20 protein-coding genes and 2 tRNA genes are annotated in these 20,730 nt (G+C 65.3%); 19 read left to right on the plus strand and 3 right to left on the minus strand.

The window, feature by feature from the left end:
* Window positions 1-43 precede the first annotated feature (43 nt).
* From alaS to HBF32_RS00680, 3 genes are all read left to right on the plus strand, one after another.
* Complete coding sequence (gene alaS, locus HBF32_RS00670) at window positions 44-2,677, plus strand: alanine--tRNA ligase (RefSeq protein WP_166697719.1); 2,634 nt, start codon at window positions 44-46, stop codon at window positions 2,675-2,677.
* A 303-nt stretch (window positions 2,678-2,980) separates the two neighbouring features.
* A complete protein-coding gene (gene csrA, locus HBF32_RS00675) occupies window positions 2,981-3,178 on the plus strand; it encodes a carbon storage regulator CsrA (RefSeq protein WP_072323041.1) in 198 nt (65 codons plus the stop codon).
* 49 nt (window positions 3,179-3,227) lie between these two features.
* Window positions 3,228-3,320 (plus strand) — tRNA-Ser (locus HBF32_RS00680).
* Window positions 3,321-3,378: 58 nt separating this feature from the next.
* On the opposite strand, the gene HBF32_RS00685 is transcribed toward HBF32_RS00680, so the two are convergent.
* On the minus strand, window positions 3,379-5,376 hold the full coding sequence (locus HBF32_RS00685) for a beta-L-arabinofuranosidase domain-containing protein (protein ID WP_166697720.1): 1,998 nt from the start codon (window positions 5,374-5,376) through the stop codon (window positions 3,379-3,381).
* A 72-nt stretch (window positions 5,377-5,448) separates the two neighbouring features.
* Window positions 5,449-6,411 (minus strand): OmpA family protein, encoded by a 963-nt coding sequence (locus HBF32_RS00690; protein ID WP_166697721.1) that lies wholly within the window; start codon window positions 6,409-6,411, stop codon window positions 5,449-5,451.
* 431 nt (window positions 6,412-6,842) lie between these two features.
* Between HBF32_RS00690 and HBF32_RS00695 the strand changes: the two genes are divergently transcribed.
* From HBF32_RS00695 to HBF32_RS00765, 15 genes are all read left to right on the plus strand, one after another.
* On the plus strand, window positions 6,843-7,076 hold the full coding sequence (locus HBF32_RS00695; protein WP_240147771.1) for a pilus assembly protein: 234 nt from the start codon (window positions 6,843-6,845) through the stop codon (window positions 7,074-7,076).
* A gap of 113 nt (window positions 7,077-7,189) precedes the next feature.
* Window positions 7,190-8,794 (plus strand): pilus assembly protein TadG-related protein, encoded by a 1,605-nt coding sequence (locus HBF32_RS00700; protein WP_166697723.1) that lies wholly within the window; start codon window positions 7,190-7,192, stop codon window positions 8,792-8,794.
* 15 nt (window positions 8,795-8,809) lie between these two features.
* Window positions 8,810-9,628: a hypothetical protein gene (locus HBF32_RS00705; protein WP_166697724.1), complete on the plus strand. Its 819-nt coding sequence runs from the start codon at window positions 8,810-8,812 to the stop codon at window positions 9,626-9,628.
* A 16-nt stretch (window positions 9,629-9,644) separates the two neighbouring features.
* The gene (locus tag HBF32_RS00710; RefSeq protein WP_166697725.1) at window positions 9,645-10,511 is read left to right on the plus strand and encodes a TadE/TadG family type IV pilus assembly protein; all 867 of its coding nucleotides are present in this window, start codon (window positions 9,645-9,647) and stop codon (window positions 10,509-10,511) included.
* Window positions 10,512-10,578: 67 nt separating this feature from the next.
* The gene (locus HBF32_RS00715) at window positions 10,579-11,175 is read left to right on the plus strand and encodes a hypothetical protein (protein WP_166697726.1); all 597 of its coding nucleotides are present in this window, start codon (window positions 10,579-10,581) and stop codon (window positions 11,173-11,175) included.
* On the plus strand, window positions 11,172-11,348 hold the full coding sequence (locus tag HBF32_RS00720) for a hypothetical protein (RefSeq protein WP_166697727.1): 177 nt from the start codon (window positions 11,172-11,174) through the stop codon (window positions 11,346-11,348). The genes HBF32_RS00715 and HBF32_RS00720 overlap by 4 nt, the downstream gene beginning before the upstream one ends.
* Before the next feature lie 10 nt (window positions 11,349-11,358).
* Window positions 11,359-12,132 (plus strand): Flp pilus assembly protein CpaB, encoded by a 774-nt coding sequence (gene cpaB / locus HBF32_RS00725; RefSeq protein WP_166697728.1) that lies wholly within the window; start codon window positions 11,359-11,361, stop codon window positions 12,130-12,132.
* Between the two features lie 2 nt (window positions 12,133-12,134).
* Window positions 12,135-13,454, plus strand: coding sequence for a type II and III secretion system protein family protein (locus tag HBF32_RS00730; RefSeq protein WP_166697729.1), 1,320 nt, complete (start codon window positions 12,135-12,137; stop codon window positions 13,452-13,454).
* A gap of 10 nt (window positions 13,455-13,464) precedes the next feature.
* Window positions 13,465-15,165, plus strand: a complete 1,701-nt coding sequence (locus tag HBF32_RS00735; RefSeq protein ID WP_166697730.1) for a TadA family conjugal transfer-associated ATPase — start codon at window positions 13,465-13,467, stop codon at window positions 15,163-15,165.
* A complete protein-coding gene (locus HBF32_RS19570; protein ID WP_338039718.1) occupies window positions 15,162-16,016 on the plus strand; it encodes a type II secretion system F family protein in 855 nt (284 codons plus the stop codon). Before HBF32_RS00735 ends, HBF32_RS19570 begins: the two co-directional genes overlap by 4 nt.
* A complete protein-coding gene (locus HBF32_RS00745; protein WP_166697731.1) occupies window positions 16,013-16,903 on the plus strand; it encodes a type II secretion system F family protein in 891 nt (296 codons plus the stop codon). Before HBF32_RS19570 ends, HBF32_RS00745 begins: the two co-directional genes overlap by 4 nt.
* Window positions 16,900-17,247, plus strand: a complete 348-nt coding sequence (locus HBF32_RS00750) for a DUF192 domain-containing protein (protein WP_166697732.1) — start codon at window positions 16,900-16,902, stop codon at window positions 17,245-17,247. The genes HBF32_RS00745 and HBF32_RS00750 overlap by 4 nt, the downstream gene beginning before the upstream one ends.
* Window positions 17,232-17,741 carry a tetratricopeptide repeat protein gene (locus HBF32_RS00755; RefSeq protein WP_166697733.1) on the plus strand — a complete coding sequence of 170 codons (510 nt, stop codon included), beginning with the start codon at window positions 17,232-17,234 and terminating at the stop codon, window positions 17,739-17,741. The genes HBF32_RS00750 and HBF32_RS00755 overlap by 16 nt, the downstream gene beginning before the upstream one ends.
* A complete protein-coding gene (locus HBF32_RS00760) occupies window positions 17,738-18,403 on the plus strand; it encodes a TadE/TadG family type IV pilus assembly protein (protein ID WP_166697734.1) in 666 nt (221 codons plus the stop codon). The genes HBF32_RS00755 and HBF32_RS00760 overlap by 4 nt, the downstream gene beginning before the upstream one ends.
* A gap of 44 nt (window positions 18,404-18,447) precedes the next feature.
* Window positions 18,448-19,026, plus strand: coding sequence for a hypothetical protein (locus HBF32_RS00765; RefSeq protein WP_166697735.1), 579 nt, complete (start codon window positions 18,448-18,450; stop codon window positions 19,024-19,026).
* Between the two features lie 92 nt (window positions 19,027-19,118).
* Here the strand turns inward: HBF32_RS00765 and HBF32_RS00770 are convergent.
* A tRNA-Pro gene (locus tag HBF32_RS00770) sits at window positions 19,119-19,195 on the minus strand.
* Window positions 19,196-19,345: 150 nt separating this feature from the next.
* On the opposite strand from HBF32_RS00770, the gene hisS reads away from it, so the two are divergent.
* On the plus strand, window positions 19,346-20,728 hold the full coding sequence (gene hisS, locus HBF32_RS00775) for a histidine--tRNA ligase (RefSeq protein WP_166697736.1): 1,383 nt from the start codon (window positions 19,346-19,348) through the stop codon (window positions 20,726-20,728).
* Window positions 20,729-20,730 lie beyond the last annotated feature (2 nt).

A 20,730-nucleotide genomic window follows, 5' to 3' on the forward strand; every position in this document is an offset into this window, starting at 1 on the left:
CGTCCCCCGCGACAGCCTCGCCGCTCCGAAGCCACGATCGCTCATGAAAACAGCCGACATCCGTTCGACCTTCCTCGAATTTTTCCGCTCCAAGGACCACACCATCGTGCCCTCGGCATCGCTGGTGCCGTCGAACGACCCCACGCTGCTGTTCACCAACTCGGGCATGGTGCCCTTCAAGAACGTGTTCCTTGGCAGCGAGAAGCCGGGTTACGTCCGCGCGGCCGACGTGCAGCGCTGCCTGCGTGCAGGCGGCAAGCACAACGACCTCGACGCGGTCGGCTACACCGCCCGTCACCATACGTTCTTCGAGATGCTGGGCAACTGGTCGTTCGGCGACTACTTCAAGCGCGACGCCATCCGCTATGCCTGGGAACTGCTGACCGACATCTACAAGCTGCCGGCGGAACGCCTTTGGGTCACCGTGTACCACACGGACGACGAGGCCTACGACATCTGGCACAAGGAAGTCGGCATCCCCGCGGACCGCATCGTGCGCATCGGCGACAACAAGGGTGCACCGTTCGCGTCGGACAACTTCTGGCAGATGGCCGACACCGGCCCCTGCGGTCCCTGCACGGAGATCTTCTACGACCACGGTCCGGACGTGGCCGGTGGCCCGCCCGGTTCGCCGGACGAGGACGGCGACCGCTACATCGAGATCTGGAACCTCGTGTTCATGCAATTCGACCGCGCACCGGACGGCACGCTCTCGCCCTTGCCGGCACCCTGCGTCGATACCGGCATGGGCCTCGAGCGCCTGGCGGCCGTACTCCAGCACGTGCACTCGAATTACGAGATCGACCTGTTCGCGCACCTGATCGCCGAAGCGGCGCGCCTGACCGGCACCGCCGACCTCGCGAACAAATCGCTGCGCGTGATCGCCGATCACGTGCGCGCCTGTTCCTTCCTGATCGTCGATGGCGTGCTGCCGTCCAACGAAGGGCGCGGCTACGTGCTCCGCCGCATCATTCGCCGCGCGCTTCGCCACGGCTGGATGCTCGGCGTGCGTGGCGATTTCTTCTGGAAGATGGTGGCGCCGCTCGTCGCGGAGATGGGCGTGGCCTATCCCGAGCTGGCCGCGAAGCAGTCCTTCGTCGAGCAGGCGCTGAAGACGGAGGAAGAGCGGTTCGGCGAAACCCTCGAGAACGGCATGCGCCTGTTCGACGATATCGCCGCCAAGTCGGGTCAGATCATCCCCGGCGAGGATGCGTTCCGCCTCTACGACACCTATGGTTTCCCGGTCGATCTCACCGCCGACATCGCCCGCGAGCGCGACATGAGCGTGGACATGGAAGGCTTCGAGCGCGCCATGGGCGAGCAGCGCGCGCGGGCCCGCGCGGCCAGCCAGTTCGCGACGAAGGCGCAGCTTCCGGCCGAGGTGGCCAGCGCGCTGGCGCCCACCGTTTTCACCGGTTACGACGACCTCGACCTCACCGACGCCAGGGTGCTGGCCATCGTCCGCGAAGGCAAGGCCGTGGATCGGCTTGCCGACGGCGAGGATGCATTCGTGCTGCTCGACCGCACGCCGTTCTATGCCGAGTCCGGTGGGCAGGTGGGCGATACCGGTACGCTAAGCAATCCCTCAGGTTTGTTTGCCGTGGCCGACACCCAGAAGGTGGGCGGTGCATTCTTCGCCCACTTCGGCACCTGGCAGGGTTCGGCGCCGCTGGAGAAGGGGGGCGCCGTCGCGGCATCCGTCGACGCCGCGCAGCGCCAGGCGACGGTCCTGAACCACTCGGCCACGCACCTGCTGCACGCGGCGCTGCGCGCCGTGCTGGGCGAGCACGTGACGCAGAAAGGCTCGCTGGTGGCGCCGGAGCGCCTGCGCTTCGATTTCTCCCACTTCAAGGCAGTTACGCCGGAAGAGCTGTCCCAGATCGAGCGCATGGTCAACGACGAGATCCGTCGCAATGCGCAGGCGGAAGTCCACCACATGGGCTACGACGAGGCGATCGACTTCGGCGCCATGGCACTGTTCGGCGAGAAGTACGGCGCCGAGGTGCGCGTGCTGAAGATGGGCGGCTTCTCCACCGAACTGTGTGGCGGCACCCACGTTTCCCGTACGGGCGATATCGGCCTGTTCAAGATCGTCTCGGAGTCGGGTGTCGCGGCCGGCGTGCGACGCATCGAGGCGGTCACGGGTGCCGGCGCCATGGCTCGCGTCGCCGACGAGGAGCGCATCCTGGGCGAAGTGTCAGGCCTGCTGGCGGCCACCGGCGGCGACGTGATCGAGAAGCTGCGCCAGCTGTTCGACCGCCAGAAGAAACTGGAACGCGAGATCGAATCGTACAAGGCCAAGGCGGCCAGTTCGGCGTCCGCCGACCTCGCGGCCTCGGCAGTGGACGTGGCGGGCATCAAGGTGGTGGCCGCCCGCCTGGAAGGCCTGGACGCCAAGTCGCTGCGCGACAGCATGGACGTGCTGAAGCAGCAGCTGGGCGACTGCGCGATCGTCCTGGCGGGCGCGGTGGATGGCCGGGTTTCGCTGGTGGCGGGCGTCGGCGGCGCCGCGCTGGGCAAGGTCAAGGCCGGCGACCTGGTGGCCGAGGTCGCCTCGCGCATCGAAGGAAAGGGCGGTGGTCGTCCGGACATGGCGCAGGGCGGCGGCCTCGACAGTCCGGCCCTGCCGGGCATCCTTGCCGGTATCCCGGCCTGGGTGGAAGCGCGCCTGCGCTGAACGAAACGTGGCCGGGATCGTCGTCGGGGTGCCAGAAGGGCGCTCCGATGCACGTATTCGGGGATTCGTGCGTTGCGTCCCCCGGTTTGGCTCGGCTAGTATCATCCGAATGTCGAAAGCATCCTTCGGCATCGATCCTACGGATCGCGATGGCAGGACAGCTGGTCAGCGACACACACAACTAGAGCCGGGGAAGGCAGATCGGCCTTCGATGGTCGAAACGTCGATCCATTGACGGCAAGCACTCGGGGTGAGGTTGTCGTTGGTGGGGAAGCCAATACCTGATTTTATGGAGTATCAATCATGCTGATTCTGACCCGCCGGGTCGGTGAAACCCTGATGATCGGCGACGAGGTGACCGTCACCGTTCTGGGTGTGAAGGGTAACCAGGTGCGCATCGGCATCAATGCGCCGAAGAACGTCGCGGTTCACCGCGAAGAAATTTACCAGCGCATCAAGAACGAGAACGATCCGGCCGGCCATTCCGGGGACGACCAGTAAAAGCTTTACGGCCGAAGCAAGGCAAAGTATCCTTGCTGGCTCGTTACACGGAGAGTTGCCCGAGAGGCCGAAGGGGCTCCCCTGCTAAGGGAGTATAGGGTCAAAAGCCTTATCGAGGGTTCGAATCCCTCACTCTCCGCCAGTTACGCAAAGCGCCCCGAAAGGGGCGTTTTGCGTTATGGCAGTGCGCCGCTGTCGTCTCACGAGGCCAATGCGGGAAACGACGTAATGCGCAGTTTGGCGCCGGCGTATGGCACCAGGCGCAGGGTGGTGTATGGCTCGTCTTCCATTGCGGGTTTCTTCGGTACGGGGTCGGCAGCGCCTTCCTCCGCTTTCCACGCCACCAGCCGCGCCTTTACTGTGAGCGTCATCGCCGGTGTCGCGCCCGCGAAGGGGCGCTCGCCGACCGGATGCCGTTCCACGGTGCCCGCGTCGCCGGCGGCATAATTCCACGCCGAGGTCGGGTACACCTGCCAGTCGTTGGTGAGGCCGCGCTTGCGCCATTTGACCCAGGCCTCGCCGACCGGTAACGAGAAAACCAGCGGACCCCGACTGAAACTGACAGAGTCGTTGAAGCCTGTTTCGGTGACGACGTCGGCGGGGAACGAAAGCTCGACCTTGTCACCCGCCGCCCAACGACGTTCCACGGTGAGGAAGCCTTCCCCGGGCATCGCCTTCACCGTTTCGCCGTTGATTTTCACCGAAGGCGAGCGGCACCACGCCGGGAGGCGCAGGCGCAGGGGAAACGCCACGGACGAGGCCGGGCGCAGCGTCATGACGATCTCGTCCCGGAACGGATAGTCGGTCTCCTGCTCGATCTCGATGGGCACGCCCCGCGCCACGGTGCCGACACGGCAGGGGGCATAGACGGTCGCCGCAAGGCCACCATCCGCGCAGGCCATCCACAGGCTCGCCGTCAGCTTCGGCCAACCCTGATGGAAGTTGGCCGTGCAGCAGCCGAAGTGCGGATCGAGACCGAACAGGTTCGCCTCGGGTCCGTTCGTTGTCCATGGCCTTCGATGCAGGCTGCATTCCACCTGGTTGGGTTGCTGGTCGTACTGGTGAGCCCACATGTCGTCGGTGAAGGCGGCCGGCAGCGCGTTGTAGGCGATGCGTTCGATCCGGTCGCCGAGGACGGCGTCGCCGGTGATGGCGAGTGCCGTTTCCAGCGAGTACATGGCCTCCACGACCGCGCACAACTCGATGCCCTGCGAAGGGCTGCGCCCGGCCAGATGCTCGTCGGCCGAAAACATGCCGTTGGGCAGGCCGTGATACGTGTCGAGTTGCGCCAGCTGATGGTGGATGGCGGCGCGATCGTTCGCGTCGCGGGAAACCAGCGACCAGACGGGAGACGCCTTCAGCGACTGGGCGACATTGACGCCATGCACCTGCAATCCATCGTCCTCCATGAAGGCGTTCTTGCCGCCTTTGGCTTCGACCAGCTTCGCGTCGGTTTTTTCCCGGAAAGGAAATTCGGCGAACATGCCCTGCCAGTCGTAACCCTGCTTTTTCAGCAGTGCGGCCAGTTCGAGGAGTTTCGGGTCCTGCGTGCGCGAATAAAGCCAGAGAACCGAGGCCACCTCGTCCTGCCAGCGCATGCGTCCCCAGTCGCGTAGCGGCCGTTCCGGCAATGCGCCCAGCTGGTAATGGAAATAACGCGTCATGAAGGGCAGCACGCGCGCGTCGCCGGTCAGCTCCTGGTACTGCGTCAGCACCTTCAGCATGACCATGCGCGGCCACCAGTCGTCGTTCGACGTCGGCCCGAACATGCCGTTGGGCCAGGGATGGTCGAGCGTCCAGTCGATGAAGCGTTGGGCTTTGGCTTTTAGTTTCGGCGAGTCGAGTTGCCATGCCAGGGGCAGCAGGCCATCGACGAAGTAGGGACCGCGCTCCCACGATTCCCCGTTACCGCCCAACCAGCCACTGTGCGGCCCCAGGTCGGCCCAGGTCTCGTCCACCCGGCCGCCGAGTCCTTCCGCCTGGATCTCGAGCTGGCGCCGAAGCCAGCCGGTCGGGCGGATCGAGCCGGCGGGAAGCAACTGGAAGGGCTGCGGCGCGAGGGGCGCCTGCGGAAAGACGGCGGCGGCTTCCGGCTTCGCCGCGGCCCCGGCCTTCTCCGCGGGCAGCAGGGACACCATCGCCCCGAGAACCGACGCCTGGAGAAAACCCCGGCGGCCGGTGAGGGTGGAATCGTGCATTCGGACTATCCTCTCGACGTCGACCTCCTTGTGAATATGTACTACTTTTTCAGTCGAAGGAAGGGCGCCCGGTTACTGCGCCACCATTTCGACGCGGCGGTTCTGCGCCTTCCCCGCGTCGCTCGTGTTGGCAGCGACCGGCGAATACGAAGCGACGCCCTTCGCCGCGAGCCGATCGGCAGCCACGCCGTAATCCTTCGCGAGACTCCGCACCACGGCGGCCGCGCGCTCCTGCGAAAGCGTTTCGTTGTGCGCGAGCGAGCCGGTATTGTCGGTATGACCGACGATGAAGACCTTGAGTCCCGGCGACGCCTTCAATGCCTTCGCCATCTCCGACAATGTGGCCTTCGAATCCGCCGTGATGGTCGCGCTGTCCGTGGCGAAGTGAAGTCCGTACAGCGCGATCTTTCCGTTGGCCCGCAGCGCGGAGGTCATCGCGTCGGCATCGACCTTTACCTGGCCCTGGGCCATCTCCGTGGCTTCGATCACGCGTAGCAGGACACCCACCGGCTGGTCGTCGTCCTGGGACACCATGAGCGCGACGGTGGTTGCACCGCCGCCGTGCCGGTGCGTCGCGAGTACATAGCTGACATGGTTGTTGGTGGCGTCGAGCAGGTCGGTCATCGTCGTACTGTCGCCGCCCAGCGTCGCGATGACCGGATCGGCGAGATCGCCGGCGAAGCGGAAGCCTCCGCAGCCGCCGTCCCGCGTGCCGGGGCCGCAAGTCCAGGCAGACTCGAATCCCGCGGCGGCAAAAGCCTTACGGTAGTTCTCCAGGACCTCGACGGCGCTCTTGCCCTGCGGGATCCGATAGACGATGTCGGTCATCCGGCCCGAGGCCTCGATGTGCTTTTCTCCCGGCCCGGAAGGCAGGCTCGCGCGCCCGAAATCCGCCTCCCTGAAGCCCACGATGTCCGCACCCTTGAAGCGCGAAACCAGCGGATGGTCGTGGCTCTTCGGTATGTCCGCGCCGCAGGCGGCCGAGGAGGCGAGGAGCGCGAACGGCAGGGCAAACACCGGGGACCTGTAACCCATGAGTTACTCCGTTTGAAATCCAATGTTGACAAGAGGGAGGAATATCGGACGGTTTCGTTGTTTCTTGAAGGCAACAACGGCCTTGACAATTGTTGACTAGAAACTGCGCAATTCAGCGCTAACCGATTGATATCGTTGAGAGCATCCAATGATATGAAGTTGATTATTCTGAACTATGACTGAATAAAACTCGGTGGTTGTCACCTTTGAGTGAGAAAGTTCTCGTAGTTTCCTGCTCCAGGTCCCGGGGGAAATCAGTGAGATGTCGGGGCCGCTGGGTGGCGTGGAGGACGATGTCCTACAGGGGGACGGTCACGCTGGAGCGATAAGACGCCAGACCCCTTCGGGGTTCATCCATTCCATGGAGCGACCGAAATATGAAGAAGTGCACCGTTCGTCACGGTATCCGAGTCCGTCAACGCGGCCAGGGCATGACCGAGTACATCATCATCACGGCATTGATCGCGATCGCAGCGATCGGCGCGGTGACCTACTTCGGCGGCACTGTCCGTGCCCAGGTAGGCGGCATGGCCCAGGAACTCTCCGGCCACAAGGCCACGGCCAGCATCGGCGATGCGGAATCGTCCGCAGGCAAAGCCGCGTCGGAAGGCAAGGCAGGCAAGCAGAAGGGCCTGGCCAACTACGACAACAAGACCGCGAAATAACGCCCGGTTTCTTGGCAGCCCGCCGGCGCGGTGCCTCGGCACCCGTCGGCGGGCCATAGGGCGGACCGGCTCGCCGTGGGGGCGACGGTTCATCTCGAATCGCGGGAGGGACAATGCGAACGAACGACAGGACCCGGTCCGGCTTTGCAGGCCACCGGCAGCTTCCGTTTTGCCGCATCGGATTTCATCGGGCGAAGGGCCAGGCGCTGATCCTTGCATGCATCTGCATGCTGGTGTTCTGCATCGGCGTGCTCGTGCTGTTCAATACCGGGCAGGTCGTCAACAAGAAGGTCCAGCTCAACAACACGGCCGATGCGGCCGCATACAGCGCTGCCGTGCAGCAGGCCCGCGCGTACAACATGGTGGCGTATCTCAACCGCGCACAGGTGGCGAACGAGGTCGCCGTCGCGCAGATGGTCAGCCTGCACTCCTACATGAATTACGTGATCACCGGCGCGCGCAATGCGAAGGACGTCGTGCAGGTGATTGCCATCATTGCCGATATCACCATCGTGGGCGCCGAGATCGGCGCCGCGTTGCAGGAAGCGGTGACGGCGCTCAATGAAGTGAAGTCGGTCCTCCAATCCACCCGCGATGCCATGCAGCCGGCGCTTTCGGGCCTCATCTCGGTGCTCAGCGGCGCCAACGTGGCTTACTCGGGCGCGAGCGAGTTCCTTCTCGCGGAGCAGGCGGTCGAGATTCCCCTCGTCGTCAACTCGGTGATCAAGGCAAACACGACGGGTGCGAGCGGAAGCAACGACAAGCCCGCCTCGCTCAGCGCGAAGTCGCTCGTCCTGCTCGAATCGCAGATGCTCTCGGCGCGCTCCTTCGTCCGCCGCTACCGGGTCCCGAATTCCACCAGCACACGGCAGCCGCGCCGGACCGCCGATGCCGACCGCTTCGAGAACGTGGTGATGGAAGCGCGCGACGGGTTCTCGAAGGATCGCAGCCACAGCATGTTCTTCCTGCATCGCCAGGGCGGCACCGATCTGGTCGGATACAACCGGTGGGTCGCCGTGGACACGATGAATCTCTACTTCCACATTCCATTCGTCATCAAGAAGAATGTGCCCATCGCGTGGGGTGGCGCGGCCGCCATCAAGTACGGCATGTCGACCGACTTCAGGCGGCTGGCCCAGCCCGGCATCAACGGCGGGAGAGGCTGGAAGGCCCCTTACCCGTCCGACCACGCCACCTACAAGCCCTATGGCGATGCCTTGAACGCATCGAAAAGCAGGGCGGGCGCCACGGCGCAGATGGTGCTGAAGAGCCCGGCGACACCCAAGGCCAGCGCGGCGATCCTGCGCGGCTACAACGGACTGCAGAGCTACAACGACGTCGCCAACGACACGTCGAGGCAATACGCCAGCCGTACCTACGACAACGACAACGTCGATCTCAAGGTGGGCCCCTATTTCACCGTGCTGGTGGAGCAGGGCATGGCCGATGTGGATACCAGCAGCAACACGCACATGGGCGGGCCGGGCGATGGATCGTTCGTCGACATCAGTGCGCCGGACAAGGCGCAGAACAACAAGATGACGGCACTGTCCTCGGCACAGGTGTTCTTCAGCCGCCCACACGAACTGTTTCCGCGGACGTCCGACGACAACTATCGCGAACTCGGCAGCCTGTTCAGCCCCTATTGGCAGGCACGCCTCGTCGACACGCCCGCCATCGCCAGGACGGAAGTCTTCGGCGCCGACATGATCCCCTGAAGAAAGGATGTTTTGATGCAGTATCGAGTTGGCTTCGCCCCGGTTTATGCGATCGCCGCCGCCGCGCTGGCGCTTGGTTCCACGGCTTGCTCTTCTTCCGGCAATGGCGATGGCGGCAGCACTTCGTCGGGCGACATGCCCTCGGTGCACCTCGAGCAGACGATCGTCATGCTTTCGGGCGGCCGACCGCAGGAAGAGGCCACATACCGGCAGATGCTGGCGGATTGCCAGGCGGCGGGCACGCCGACCACCCCGGTGCCGGCCGGCGACGTGGCGAAGATCGGACGGAAGAAGCTCGTGGAAACCATCGAAGCCGAGCGCGCGAGCAGGCGCATCGACGCGTGGAAGGTCGACGCTACCGCGCCATGTCAGTTCCGCCTTGTGCACTCGGGCGAGCAGGAGATCCAGACGGCGGACGGCAAGTCCTACCGGATCGACCTCGCGACCAACCAGGGCGACGTGCAGGACCTCGGCGCGCCGCAGCCGCGCGAGGCCGTGGACGACGGCGACCTGGACGCCGCGGCCCGCGCCACCGGATGGAAGCGGGGAGGCGAAAGCCAGGTGCAGGGCCAGCGCTGCGAGAGCTGGACGGCGCCGACGGGTGACCGGTATTGCGTCTGGACAGGCGGCACGAAGTGGGGCTTCTCGCGTGCCGGCATCAACGCCCTCGACGGCGATGGGATCACATCCGACGGGGCGATCGTGCTGCAAGCCACGCCCCCGTCAACGGGTTTCGGCTGGGCCGTCCAGACGGACAGCTTCACCGTGGGCAAGGCCGCCGACGAATCCACGTTCGCCGTCCCCAGCGGCGCACGGATCGCCGCGTCCGACTGAGGAGAGCGACATGGGCATGCATCGACGCTGGAGCTCGCATCAACGCGGTCAGAGCCTGACCGAGATGGCGATTGCGTGCATCGTCATCGTGCCCATGTTCCTTCTCGTCAGTCTCCTGGGCAAATACATGCACGTGCGCCAGGAGGCGCAGGCATCGGCCCGGACGGCCGCTTGGGACGCCTCGGTGAGCCCGAAGATCGTGGAGTCCAACGGCGGCCTTCCAGCCATCGCCACCGAAGAGGCACGCATGCGGCTGCACCATCACGGCGACGGCAGCGAGACCTTGCGGACGGGAGAGGGGACGCCGTCGAAGCTCAAGGATCCGATGCTCCAGACCTTCGCCGGCCGCGATCTCGTCCTCGCGCCGAGCGTGAAGCTCACCGCATACACCAACACGGAATCGCCGGCTCCCGCGACCAAGCTCATCGACAAGCTCGGATCGATCGGCGGGGCCATCGGCCTGGACGGCATCCCACCGGATCGCCGCGGCTACATCACGGCCGAAGTGAATACACGCACCGAGCGCATTCGCGGCAAGGACGGGCAGGCGCTGGATTTCCTCGATCCGCTCGACCGCCTCGATCTCGATTTCCATGGAAAGACCGTGCTGCTCGCCGACACATGGGATGCGCGCGGTCCGGGGGAGAACGCGGACGGCGAAGGGGAGAACGACGTGGCGAGGACCGTTCGTCACACCGTCAAGCCGCTGTCGCCCGTATCGGCGTTGCCGGACGGACTGCTCGAGGGCATCCACGACGCCACGAACATCATCGACAAGATTCCGCTCATCGGCACGTTCTTCGGCATCAACGACTGGGTGCCGGGGAAGACCGCCCCCGATATCGTTCCGTCCGACCGCCTGGTGAAAGATGTCCGCCGCTAGGTTCCGTGGATGGCTTGCGGCCCTCCTCTTCGTCCCTCTCTGCGCGGGCGCGGAGTCGTGGCCCAGCGTGGCGATGCCCGATGGCACGGTGATGGCGAGCACGGCCCCCCGCATGATCTTCAACGGCAGCGACATGCGCAGCGAGATCTTCCGCTCCGCGATGAAGCCCGACGCCCTGCTTGAATGGTTCAAGCGGGAGTGGAAGGGCGACTGGGTCAGGGACACGGTCAACGGGTGGGACGTGCTGGGACATAAGGACGGCGACTTCTATGTCACCGTGCAAGTGCGTCCCGACGGCGAGGGAAGCCGCGGCGACGTCGGCATCGTGCGCGTGCCTCCACCCGGCACGCGTCCGCAGCCCATCGGAGAGGGCTTCGCGAGGCCTTCCGCCACCACGGTCGTCAACGACATCAGCTATCCCGACGATCCGCACAACGTGCGGACGCTCGCCATGGTCAACCGCCTTTCGGTGGCGCAGAACATCTCGTGGTATCGCGAGCACATGGCGGCGACGGGCTGGCGGCCCGCGCAGGCGAACACCTGCGGCGATACCGTAGCGGGTTGCATGCTCGCCTACGAGAAAGGGGCCTCGACGACGATGATCACGGTCACACCGGGAAACGGCCTGTCGAACATCGTCGCGAACATCACGGAGGAAAAATGAGGAGGCTCAACGCCCGCTCGCAACGTGGCAGCGCCATGATCGAGTACATCGTGGTGGCGACGTTCGTCGTCATCGTCCTCGTGGCCAACCCCAACGTCATCAAACAGCTCGCCGACGCGCTCAGGGACGTGTACGCGAGTTTCGTCTACACCCTGTCAGCGTCGTGGTTCTAGAGGAAAACGGATGCCCCGTATCAATCGCAATCTGCTCTTCGTGGTCGTGGCCCTGGGGCTCGGCATACTGGCGAGCCTGCTCGCCGTGAAATACGTCAATAACCAGGTGGCCGCGCGCACGCCGGCGGAGGCCAGGACGCAGCCGGTGGTGGTCCCGGTCCGCAACATCGAGAGGGGCGAGATGCTCGGGGAGGACGACCTCTCGGTACGCGACGTGCCGGTCGACCTGGTGCCCGCCGATGCGATCACCCCCGATACCTACGGCCAGTACGTCGGGCAACAGCTGCGGGCACCGGTCGCCAAGGGCGTGCCGCTGTCCGTGGCGTCGCTGGACCTCGTCGCCGATCACTTCTCGAGCATCATCAACCCGGGCGACGTGGCGACCACCATTTCCGTGGACGACACGAATTCGGTCTCCGGACTCATCGTTCCCGGCGATCATGTGGACATCCTCCTCATGCTCGCCAACGACGACCAGAACCAGCGGATCATGCCGCTCCTCGGCAACGTGCTGGTGCTGGCCACCGGCCACCACGCAAAGGGCGTGCAGCAGAGCGAAGGGCAGTCCGCCAACTACTCCAACCTCACGCTGGAACTGGGTCCCCACGATGCGCAGCGCCTGGCCATGGCGAACAAGGCCGGGGAGTTGCGCGTGATCCTCCGCCAGGCCGACACGAAGGAGCCGTTCAACCTCTCGTCGCTCAGCAAGGCGGACCTGCTTCGCCTTTCGCGGCCGGCACGCAAGACATCCGGAATCGAATACATCATCGGGGGTAAGAGCTAGTCATGGAAGCGATGTCATGTTTTGCGCGCGCGCCGCGCCGGAAATGGCGGGGCGCCGTCACGGCGGTGCTGGGACTGATGGCCGGCATCGCCCTCGCGGCCGATGCGCCGCCGATGCCCGAGAGCCTGAACCTCTATGCCGGCCAGGCGGTGGTACATAGCGTCACGGGGTCCATCAAACGCGTGGCGGTGGGAAGCGGCGACCTCCTGGACGTGAAGGTGCTGGGCACCCACGAAGTGGTGATGATCGCCAACCAGCCCGGCGATACGTCCGTGCAGTTGTGGATGACGGACGGGAGCCAGAAGACGGTCCCCGTGCACGTCGTCCAGGGGAATACCGCGCAGGTCGCCGAGGCCGTGCGCTCGATCATGGGCGACGTGTCGTCGCTCGGGGTGAACGAGGTCGGCGGCAACGTGGTGGTGACGGGCAACAATCTGTCGAGCGGGGACATGGACAAGCTCGCCCAGCTCAAGAAGGTCTACCCGCAGATCCTCGTCTTCGCCTCGCCCAATGCCGTGGAGATGCGTCCGACCGTGCTCATGGAAACCCGCATCATGGAATTCGACAAGAAGACCATGGACGAGATCGGCATCCAGTGGGATACCCAGATCAACGGTCCGAGCGGCGGCCTCATCCGCGACTGGAAGACCAATCCGTATTTCAACGTGAGGCCCGACCAGTTCGCCGGGATCGGGAACCTGTCCGGCACGCAGAGCTACTTCGGCATCGCCACGTCGATCACCTCGCGCATCAACCTGGCCATGCAGACGGGCAATGCGTGGGAGCTGGCGACGCCGCAACTGAGCGCCCGCAGCGGCGGTGCGGCGGATTTCCTCGTGGGTGGCGAGGTTCCCGTGGCGACCACCTCCGGCTTCGGCAACGTGGACGTCGAGTACAAGCCTTACGGCATCAAGATGCACATCGAGCCCATCGTGAGCGCGAGTGGCGACATCTCCGCGAAGATCGAAACCGAGATCAGCAAGATCGATCCCACCATCACGGTGCTGGGGAACCCGGCGTTCCTCACCCGGCGCACCAATACCGAGATGAACGTGCACGAGGGGCAGACCATCGTGCTGTCCGGGCTGGTGGACGCCAATGCGACGAAGACCTTCGACAAGGTGCCGGGTCTGGGCCAGATCCCCGTCCTCGGCGCACTCTTCCGCTCGCGCAATTTCCAGGCGAACCGCACCGAGCTCGTCATCTTCGTCACGCCCCACGTGATCGACCCCGAATCGGAGCGGAACCGCGCGCTCGTCGACCGCAGCGAGCAGCTGAAGAACGATCTGCGCCAGACGGCGGGCGCCGACATCGTCGACTGAGGTAGGAACCATGTTCGAAGTACTGATCGAAACGTCCAACCGCGACACGCGACAGGTCCGCTGCCTCAACGACAATTGCGGCATCGGCAAGAGCGAGGGCAACCTCGTGATGCTGCAGGGGTGGAACATCGCCGCGGAGCATGCGGCCTTTCGCGTCCGCAACGGGGCGGTGTTCATCGAGGTCCTCGCGAGTCGCGCGACCGTGACCGTGAACGGCGAGAAGATCAAGGAGGCGCACGGACCGCTGTGCAGGGACGACATCGTCGTCATCGGCGGTTACCGGCTCCGCGTGATGATGGACGAGGCGGCCGCGTCGTCGCCTCCGCCGGGTGCGACCAAGGTGGCCGGTAACGATGCCCCCCTGCGTCCGGTGGCGGTCCCCAAAACGACCGAGTCGAAGGAAGTGGTGCCGGTGCGGCCCGCCGGCCCGAGCCTCAAGGACTACCGCCTCGACGTCCATGCCTCGCTGGTGCGGCAGATGGACCTGCGCCGCGTCGACGTGCACGGCATGAGCGACGCGGACCTGCGCGCCAAGACGTCGGAGCTCATCGACGAGATCATCGCCCGCGAGTTCGCGGATCTCCCGGCCACGATCAACCGCCGCCGCCTGGCCAAGGAAGTACTCGACGAGGCCATCGGCCTCGGGCCGCTGGAAGACCTGCTGGACGACGACTCGGTCACCGAGATCATGGTGAACCGGGCCGACCAGATCTTCATCGAGCGGTCGGGCCGCGTGGAGGAATCTCCCGTGGTGTTCACCTCGGACAAGGCCGTGCTCGCCGCCATCGAACGCATCGTGGCGCCGCTGGGCCGGCGCATCGACGAAAGCTCGCCCATGGTGGATGCGCGCCTCAAGGACGGTTCGCGCGTGAACGCCGTCATTCCCCCCGTGGCGCTGCGCGGACCCAGCCTGTCCATCCGCAAGTTCGCCAAACGGCGTCTCCTGGGCGAGGACCTGCTCAACTTCGGGTCCATCGACGAACGCATGCTCGAGTTCCTGCAGGTCGCCGTCCGCGAGCGCCGCAACCTGGTCGTCACCGGCGGCACCGGTTCGGGCAAGACGACGCTCCTCAACGTGCTCTCGAACTTCATCCCCGACAACGAGCGCATCGTCACCATCGAGGACGCCGCCGAACTGAGGCTCAACCAGCCAAACCTCGTCGGTCTGGAAGCACGGCCGCCGAACCTCGAGGGCAAGGGCCTCATCGCCATCCGCGACCTCGTGCGCAACGCGCTGCGCATGCGTCCCGACCGGATCATCGTCGGCGAGTGCCGCGGCGGCGAGGCGCTCGACATGCTCCAGGCGATGAACACGGGCCATGAAGGATCCATGACCACCGCGCATGCCAACTCCCCGCGCGACGCGCTCTCGCGTCTCGAGGTGATGGTGCTCATGTCGAGCATGGACCTGCCCATGGTGGTGGTGCGCGAGCAGATATCGTCCGCGCTCGACCTGATCGTCCACCAGCGGCGGTTCCCCTGCGGCTCGCGCAAGATCACCCACATCAGCGAGATCACCGGCATCGAGTCGGGCACCATCCAGACCCAGGACATCTTCACCTTCCGTGCGCGCGACCAGGGCGGCCCAGGCGGCAAGGTGAGGGGCGAGTTCTCGCCTACCGGCGCCGTGCCGGAGTTCTACGAGGAACTGGCCGAGAGTGGCGTGCCCGTGGACCTTTCGATCTTCCGCGGCGCGGGGGAGGGGTCGTGAACGGCCAGATCCTTCCCTTCATCGCCGCGGTGTTCCTCTGCACGGCATGCCTCGGCTACGTGCTCACCCGTGTCTCCGCCGTGTTCTGGGGGCGTTATCGCGAGACCTTTACCGAGCAGGCGCGCTTCAACCTGTCGGACATGTTCATGTTCATGGACCCGAAGCGGCTGTTCTACGTGAACGCCGCCGCGCTCGCGATCGTTCCCATCCTCGTCTGGCTGCTGACCGGCAACCTGCTCTTCGCGGCGCTCACGGTGATCGGCCTGGTGTTCCTGCCGCGCAAGATCTACACGCTGCTGCGCCAGCGGCGCATAGACCGCATCCAGCAGCAGTTGCCCGATGCCCTGATGATGGTAGCCAGCAGCATGCGGGCGGGGCTGGGCTTCGCTCCGGCGCTCGAGGGGCTGTCGCGCGATATCGACCCGCCGCTGGCGCAGGAATTCGCGCTCGTCCTCCGCGAGCAGCGCCTGGGCGTGAAGCCTGACGAGGCGCTGGAGAACTTCAATACCCGGGTGCCCATCCAGGACGTCACGTTGTTCGTGTCGGCAGTGGCGATCTCGCGCGATGTCGGCGGCAACCTCGCCGAAAGCATGGCCTCGCTCAGCGACACCCTGCGCCGTCGCCTCATCATGGAGGGGAAGGTCAAGGCGCTCACGGCACAGGGGCGGCTGCAGGGCATCGTGATGGCATTGCTCCCGGTGGGGCTCATCGCCTTCCTGAGCCTGGCCTACCCCGACACCATGCACGACCTCTATCACACGCCCATGGGATGGATCGTCATGGGCATCGCCGCGGTGATGGAGTTCCTCGGTTACCGGATGTGCCGGAAGATCATGAGTATCGACATATGAGCGCGATGTTGATCGTGCTGATCGTCTGCGTCGGTGGCGCGGTGGGACTGGCGTTCTGGGGCATCAACGGCTTCATGCGAGAGGTGCCGCAACAGGACAGGCATTACCAGGATCCGTTGCCGTTCGGCCTGCGCCTGATCTGGCCCCTGGTGAACCTCGCCACCAACCTGATCGGCCCGCACCTCTCGCCCAACCAGCTGGAGCCTGCGCACAAGAAGCTGCAATCGGCCGGACAGGATTTCGTCCTGACACCCGAGCAGCTTTACGGCCTGCGGCTGGCCGCCGTGTTCATCGTGGCGATGCTCGGTTTCCTGGTGCTGTTCATGCTCGACGACCTGGGCCTCGTGCCGGTGCTCTGCATGGTGGCGGTCTCCTTCGCGGTGGGTTGGTACTACCCCGATATGTGGCTGGGCGAACGGCGCAGGAAACGCCAGCGGATCGTGGTCCGCGACCTGCCGACCTTCCTCGATTTCATCATCATGTCGATCGAGGCGGGCCTGAATATCACCGGCGGTATCGAGCAGGCCACGCGCAAGGGGCCCGCCGGTCCGTTGAACCAGGAATTCAATCGCCTGCTTCGCGACCTGCGCTCGGGCCTTCCGCGGGCGGAGGCGCTGCGGCGCATGGCGGATCGCATGGACATGAACCAGATCTCCAGTTTCACCGGCACGCTCATCCAGGCCGATCGCGTGGGTGCCAGCCTCGGCCTCGCGCTGCGTGCGCAGGCGTCGCAGCGCCGCGAGGAGCGTTTCCTCCGTGCCGAGAAGCTCGCGCTCGAAGCCCCGGTGAAGATGATGTTCCCGCTGGTCATGTTCTTCTTCCCGCTGATCTTCCTGGTGCTCGGGTACTTCATCTTCCTGCGCATGAAACAGGAGGGCATCCTGTGAAGCTCGGCGGCATCTACCTCGGGGACACGTGCATCGTCCCGCGCGTGTGGCGTGCCAGCGCATGGTGGGACCGTGCGCGCGGGTTGCTGGGCCGGCGCGCGTTGGGGGAGGGCGAGGGGCTCCTGCTCGAACCGTGCGGGAGCGTGCACACCTTCTGGATGCGCTACCCGATCGATCTCGTTTTCCTCGACGCGCAGGACCGTCTCCTGCGCACGTGCGCGAGCGTTCCGCCGTGGCGCGCACGCGCTGCGCGCGGCGCGTCCAAGACGCTCGAACTACCCGCCGGTGCGCTGCGCGCGCTCGTACTCAACCCTGGAGACCCGTGCATATGGCGCGCATCGTGAAACCTGGCATTCCCGTGGCGGCGCTTTCATGCCTGCTCGCGTTGACCGGCTGCGGCCATCGAGGCGATACCCGGTCGCCACAGACGAGGATGAACACGGTGCTGGCGACAGCCGACCAGGCGGCCAAGGCCTATGCGGGCGGCGACATGCGCCAGGCTGCCACGCTCTACGACAGCGTGGTCAAGTCCATGCCGGACGATCCGGAACTATGGTTCCGCCTGGGGAACGCACGCTTCCGGCTGCAACAGCCCGACGAAGCGGTGGCCGCGTACCAGCACGTGCTCCAGTTGATGCCCACGCATGCCCGTGCCTGGCACAACCTCGGCATCGTGAGGCTCAAGCAGGCGCAGGCCGCCATGCTGGCGAGTTCGGAAGTCGCGAATACCGACAAGGCCCTGGAAGCGTCGAGTGCCGACCTCGCCCGGCGCATCGCGAACATCGAAGACGAACCGGCGGCGGTGTCGACGACGCCACAGGCCGGGAAATCGCCATGATGTCCCGTCGCCAGCGCGGCCAGTCCATCACGGAATTCCTGGTGACCATGTTCGGTTTCGGGTTCCTTTTGCTGGGCCTGTTCCAGGCGATCCTGTTCTATCGCGCAAAGGCGACGGTCGACTACGCGGCACTCGAGGCCGCGCGCGCAGGTGCCGTGCACGGCGCGAGCAAGGCAAGCCTGCGGGAGGGTCTCGCCCGTGGACTGGCACCCCTGTATGCGGCGGCATCCGGTAACCCCGGCAAGGCGGGTGCCGCACTGGCCTTCCTCGATGCGAAGAAGGACATCCTGCTCGGCACCGCGAAGATCGAAGTGCTCGCGCCCACGCGTGCGGCCTGGCAGGGGCTGAAGCAGACGCAATACGACGGCAAGAAGGCCCTGCCGAACGACAGCCTCTATTTCCGCAACGCGTCCGCGGCCGGTGTGTCCGTGCAGGATGCGAACCTGTTGAAGATCCGCGTGACCTACGACTATCCGCTCATCGTGCCGGTCATCGATCGCATGCTGGCCGCCTTCCAGGCGTTCGGCGGTCCCGCGAAACGCGACCTGATCCGGTCGGCGACGCGGGGAAGGGTGGTCTACAGCCTGCCCATCCAGTCCACGGCGATGGTGCGCATGCAGTCGCCGGTGACGGATGCGGGCAACCTGGCGGGCGGTCCGTGATACGGGCGATATCGGCAAGCTGTCTCCTCGCCCTGGCGATCCCGATGGCGCATGCGGCGGAGGAGAAGTCGTACACCGTCTCCGCGATCGGCGTGGGCGACGGCTATCGTTATGTGAGCAAGGAAGAAGGACGGCGGGGCACGGCGTTCACCATCCGGCAGAAAGGCGAACGTATCCGCGTGGACATCGACGCCGGCTCCCACCACGGCACCACCTGGGGCGATGGCAAGACGAGCTGGATGGTGGTGGACGATCAACCCGTGGCCCTGCCGTTAGGAGGAAAGGCGAGCCCCAAACCGATCGTCTACGACCTGGACGCGCCGTGCACCCGGATGCTCGCCACCTGTAGCCATGCGGAAGGCAAGATGCTGTTGGGACACCGCGCCGCGGGTTGGGCCTATCGCAACGCTGGCGGCCGAGGCCCGGATGGCACCGACAGCGGGACGCTATGGATCGACAAGGAGACGGGTGTCCTGCTCGAAATGCGCGGCGAGGATGTCGGCCGGCGTCATTACGAGTGGCGAGCGACCGCGGTTTCCTTCGAGCCCATCCCGGACGGCATCTTCGCGCTGCCCGCCGGCGTGCAGAAAATGAAAGGGGCGCCGAAGCCGATGAAGCGCTGAGCCGCATCGCGCTACCCCGGCGAGGACCCAAGAAAAAAGGCCCGGAAAGCTCGCTGAGATGCGATTTTCCAAGGCCTTGATTCTTCGAATATTGGTCGGGGAGACAGGATTCGAACCTGCGACTTCTACGTCCCGAACGTAGCGCTCTACCAGGCTGAGCTACACCCCGACGGGAGCCGCGTATATTAGCCATGGGCCGGTTCCTTGGCAACAGGTGCCCGCACTTTTTTTACCTGGGCCGTGGCCCTGCATGGCCATCTGCTAATCTAGGCGGCTGCCGCCTGGCGGCCTCCGTAAAGCCTGTCCGAAGAGGAATTGCATGGCACTCACCCCGGCCCGCACCATGCCCGGTGTCCTCGAGCTCCTGCCGCTCGACCAGATCGCGTTCCAGCGCATGCTGGACACGATTCGCCGCAATTACGAACGGTTCGGCTTCCTGCCGATCGAAACCCCGGTCATCGAGTACAGCGACGTGCTGCTCACGAAAACGGGGGGCGAGACCGAGCGCCAGGTGTATTTCGTCCAGTCGACCGGCGCCCTTGGCGCGGCGGAAAAGGGCGGGGTGCCCGAACTGGCCCTCCGCTTCGACCTGACCGTGCCGCTTGCCCGTTACGTGGCCGAGCACGAGCACGACCTCAGCTTCCCCTTCCGCCGCTACCAGATGCAGCGGGTCTATCGCGGGGAGCGCGCACAGCGTGGCCGCTTCCGCGAGTTCTACCAGTGCGACATCGACGTCATCGGCAAAGACTCCTTGTCCGTCCGTTACGACGCCGAGATCCCCGCGGTCATCTATAGCGTGTTCCGCGACCTCGCCATCGGTCCGTTCACCATCCAGCTGAATAACCGCAAGCTGATGCGCGGCTATTTCGAGAACCTCGGCATCGCCGACCCGGAACGGCAGATGCTGGTGCTGCGCGAGGTCGACAAGCTCGACAAGCGAGGCCCCGATTACGTGCGCGACACGCTCACGGGCGAGGCATTCGGCCTTTCGGCGGAGGCCGCGGCGAAGATCCTCGGTTTCGTCCAGGTACGTTCCACGTCGGTGGCGGAGGCCTTCGACAAGCTCGACGCCCTCGGCACCGGTTCGGACACTTTCGAACAGGGCAGGGCGGAACTGAAGGAAGTGCTCGGTCTTATCCGCGACTTCGGCGTGCCGGAGACCCATTTCGCACTCAACCTGTCCATTGCCCGTGGACTGGATTACTACACGGGCACGGTCTACGAGACGACGCTGAACGATCATCCGGGCATCGGCTCGATCTGCTCGGGAGGCCGTTACGAGAACCTCGCCGGCCAGTACACGAAGTCGCATCTTCCCGGGGTGGGTATTTCCATTGGCCTGACTCGCCTTTACTGGCAGCTTCGCGACGCCGGACTGGTGTCGACCGCGGAGAGCACCGTCGATGCCCTGGTCACGCAAATGGATGCGGCCCAGATGCCCACCTACCTCGCCGTCGCCGGCGAACTGCGGAACGCCGGCATCGCCACCGAAGTCGTGCTGGAGGGCGGCAAGCTGGGCAAGCAGTTCAAATACGCCGACCGCGCCGGTATCCGCTTTGTCCTGGTCATCGGCGAAGACGAGATCGCCAAGGGCGTGGTCACCGTCAAGGACCTGCGCCGCGAAGACCAGTTCGAGGTGTCGCGCGCCGACCTGGTGAAGGCGCTGCGTGTCGAACTGGCCCAGGCCGAGATCGGCCGCTGATT

Origin of the sequence: Luteibacter yeojuensis, from assembly GCF_011742875.1 — a bacterium.
Taxonomy (GTDB): Bacteria; Pseudomonadota; Gammaproteobacteria; order Xanthomonadales; family Rhodanobacteraceae; genus Luteibacter; species Luteibacter yeojuensis.

Excerpts from the sequence above, each read along its gene's own strand:
- alaS (WP_166697719.1), top strand. The coding sequence starts at position 44 with ATGAAAACAGCCGACATCCGTTCGACCTTCCTCGAATTTTTCCGCTCC.
- csrA (WP_072323041.1), top strand. The coding sequence starts at position 2,981 with ATGCTGATTCTGACCCGCCGGGTCGGTGAAACCCTGATGATCGGCGAC.
- HBF32_RS00685 (WP_166697720.1), bottom strand. The coding sequence starts at position 5,376 with ATGCACGATTCCACCCTCACCGGCCGCCGGGGTTTTCTCCAGGCGTCG.
- HBF32_RS00690 (WP_166697721.1), bottom strand. The coding sequence starts at position 6,411 with ATGGGTTACAGGTCCCCGGTGTTTGCCCTGCCGTTCGCGCTCCTCGCC.
- HBF32_RS00695 (WP_240147771.1), top strand. The coding sequence starts at position 6,843 with ATGACCGAGTACATCATCATCACGGCATTGATCGCGATCGCAGCGATC.
- HBF32_RS00700 (WP_166697723.1), top strand. The coding sequence starts at position 7,190 with ATGCGAACGAACGACAGGACCCGGTCCGGCTTTGCAGGCCACCGGCAG.
- HBF32_RS00705 (WP_166697724.1), top strand. The coding sequence starts at position 8,810 with ATGCAGTATCGAGTTGGCTTCGCCCCGGTTTATGCGATCGCCGCCGCC.
- HBF32_RS00710 (WP_166697725.1), top strand. The coding sequence starts at position 9,645 with ATGCATCGACGCTGGAGCTCGCATCAACGCGGTCAGAGCCTGACCGAG.
- HBF32_RS00720 (WP_166697727.1), top strand. The coding sequence starts at position 11,172 with ATGAGGAGGCTCAACGCCCGCTCGCAACGTGGCAGCGCCATGATCGAG.
- cpaB (WP_166697728.1), top strand. The coding sequence starts at position 11,359 with ATGCCCCGTATCAATCGCAATCTGCTCTTCGTGGTCGTGGCCCTGGGG.
- HBF32_RS00730 (WP_166697729.1), top strand. The coding sequence starts at position 12,135 with ATGGAAGCGATGTCATGTTTTGCGCGCGCGCCGCGCCGGAAATGGCGG.
- HBF32_RS00735 (WP_166697730.1), top strand. The coding sequence starts at position 13,465 with ATGTTCGAAGTACTGATCGAAACGTCCAACCGCGACACGCGACAGGTC.
- HBF32_RS00745 (WP_166697731.1), top strand. The coding sequence starts at position 16,013 with ATGAGCGCGATGTTGATCGTGCTGATCGTCTGCGTCGGTGGCGCGGTG.
- HBF32_RS00755 (WP_166697733.1), top strand. The coding sequence starts at position 17,232 with ATGGCGCGCATCGTGAAACCTGGCATTCCCGTGGCGGCGCTTTCATGC.
- HBF32_RS00760 (WP_166697734.1), top strand. The coding sequence starts at position 17,738 with ATGATGTCCCGTCGCCAGCGCGGCCAGTCCATCACGGAATTCCTGGTG.
- HBF32_RS00765 (WP_166697735.1), top strand. The coding sequence starts at position 18,448 with ATGGCGCATGCGGCGGAGGAGAAGTCGTACACCGTCTCCGCGATCGGC.
- hisS (WP_166697736.1), top strand. The coding sequence starts at position 19,346 with ATGGCACTCACCCCGGCCCGCACCATGCCCGGTGTCCTCGAGCTCCTG.